Annotated in this window: 1 protein-coding gene; it reads left to right on the top strand. The window is 59.3% G+C overall.

Annotated features, from left to right (window positions below):
- Nucleotides 1–539: 539 nt before the first annotated feature.
- The gene (locus ACFV3R_RS34570; RefSeq protein WP_385591517.1) at nucleotides 540–2,315 is read left to right on the top strand and encodes a reverse transcriptase domain-containing protein; all 1,776 of its coding nucleotides are present in this window, start codon (nucleotides 540–542) and stop codon (nucleotides 2,313–2,315) included.
- Nucleotides 2,316–2,421 lie beyond the last annotated feature (106 nt).

Consider the following 2,421-nt stretch of genomic DNA (forward strand, 5'->3'; position numbering starts at 1 on the left):
TCTGCGCCACGAGGCGCAGTGCCGTATAGCCCGCGCAGCGGGCAGAGATTGGAGGAATATCTCTGGATCTGATGGCTTACCCAAGATCCGAAAGGTGAAGGGGACAATAGCATGTCAGGAAACCGGCGGCCGTGCCCAGGCGTATGGGGCGGTGCGTCGGGAGATCCGCGTGATATGGCGAAAGCTGGATTGCCTGAATCCCAGTTTCCAGAAGGTGTAAATGTTGTCACCCGCCGGAAAGACGCCTGGAACCGGCGCCGGCCCCTTCGGCAGGATGTAGAGGCGCCTGCCGCAATCCTCTGGGGTGCAGGAGCGATGCTCTGTAAGGGCATTAAAGGAGACGAACGGGACGCCTAAGTCACGCTAGAACGTACGGCACTGACGAACGTGGGATCGCCTAAGGAGCGCGAGTTCTATGGCGACAGAGTGCCCGCAGTAGTCGCAGGGGTAACGTCCTGCCAATCTGGAGACCGGGAGAACCGGACCACAGGGCGAAGGGGCACAGGTGATGGGACAACGAGAACCGCGAGGTATGCGCAATGCAGGACGCCGAAACGGTGCTTTCTGTCCTCCGCGAGCGCGGCGAGAAGGGCTTGCCGTGTAATCAGCTCTACAGGCAGATGTTCAACAAGGATCTGTACTTGCTGGCCTATGGTGGCATCTACTCCAACAAGGGTGCGATGACTCCAGGAGTCAGCGAAGACACTGCTGACGGCATGTCCGAGGAAAAGATCGACCAGATCATCGAGGCAATACGCGGCGAGCGATACCGGTTCTCCCCGGCGCGCCGTGTTTACATCCCGAAGAAAAACGGGAAGCTTCGCCCCCTTGGTCTACCGTCATGGGAGGATAAACTTGTCGGCGAAGTGGTGCGTCTTCTGCTGGAAGCGTACTACGAGCCGCAGTTCTCTTCCCGATCGCATGGTTTCCGAAAAGGACGCGGCTGCCATACCGCGCTTGGCGAGGTGCAACGCACCTGGTCCGGGACCGTGTGGTTCATCGAAGGTGACATCTCCGACTGCTTCGGGTCCGTTGACCACGAAATCCTTCTCGGGATATTGGCGGAGAAGATCCAAGATAACCGGTTTCTCCGGCTCGTTCGTAACATGCTCAAAGCCGGGTACATGGATGACTGGGAGTACCACGACACGCTAAGCGGAACTCCGCAAGGCGGCGTCCTCTCACCCTTATTAAGCAATATCTACCTCGACAAGCTCGATGCATTCATAGAGAAGGAAATCATCCCCGAATACACGCGGGGAAGCCGCCGAAAAGAACACCCCGAGTATCTCAGGGTGAAGGGTCGGCGGTTTCGTGCTATGCAACGCGGCGACCGAGCTCAGGCCCGGGAACTGCAAAAGCAGATGCAGCGTCTGCCCGCAAAAGATCCGATGGACCCCGGATATCGAAGGCTGACCTATGTACGGTACGCCGACGATCACCTGATGGGCTTCATTGGTCCGAAGGCTGAGGCTGAGGAGATCAAGGCCAGACTGGCGAAGTTCCTACGGGAGACCCTCGGACTGGAATTGAACCAGGACAAGACCCTGATTACACACGCCCGTACACGTGCGGCGCGGTTCCTCGGCTACAACATCATCGTCCAGCACAGCAACACGAAACTCTCCAAAGGTCGTCGTACGGCCAATGGGACGATCGCGTTGCGCGTGCCAACCGATGTGGTCAAAGCCAAGTGCGCCCCCTACCGGAAACACGGAAAGCCGTGGCACAGGGACCAGCTCCAAAACCTGGACGATCACGACATCGTTCGGATCTACGGAGCTGAGTATCGGGGCGTCGTGAACTACTACTTGCTTGCTCAGAACGTGTCGCAGCTCGGTATGCTGTGCTGGAATGCGCAGACATCCATGCTGAAAACTCTGGCCGCCAAGCACCGCTCCTCCGTCGGGAAGATGTCAGCCCGCTATCGGGTAAAGACTGAAACCAAAGACGGGCCGCGGATCTGCTATGAGGCCAGAAAGGTACGTCCCGGCAAGCCAGATCTGGTATCACGATTCGGTGGAATACCCCTCAAACATGCAAGGCGCGCGATTATTCGCGATCCGGCCCCCGTCCAAGTTCACCCGCCGCACAAGGAGCTGATCCACAGACTCCGAAGGCGGCGATGCGAACTGTGCGAACAAGGCGCGACGGTGGCAGTTCACCAGGTCGCCAAGCTCGCAGATCTGGGAACACCGGGTCCGGAACAGCCCGCCTGGGCAGCCCTGATGGCGAGGATGCGGCGCAAGACGCTCATTGTCTGCACCGGATGCCACGAGCACATCCACGCCACCTCAACAGCGAACGCGGCGTAGTCACTGGAGAGCCCAGTGCATCGAATAGATGCCCGCTGGGTTCGGCGGGAGGCTGCGCGGAAAAGACCCGGAACATCGGGACCTCGCCGCGCAGCCCACCCAGTAC

This window comes from Streptomyces sp. NPDC059740, from assembly GCF_042733155.1.
Taxonomy (GTDB): Bacteria; Actinomycetota; Actinomycetes; order Streptomycetales; family Streptomycetaceae; genus Streptomyces.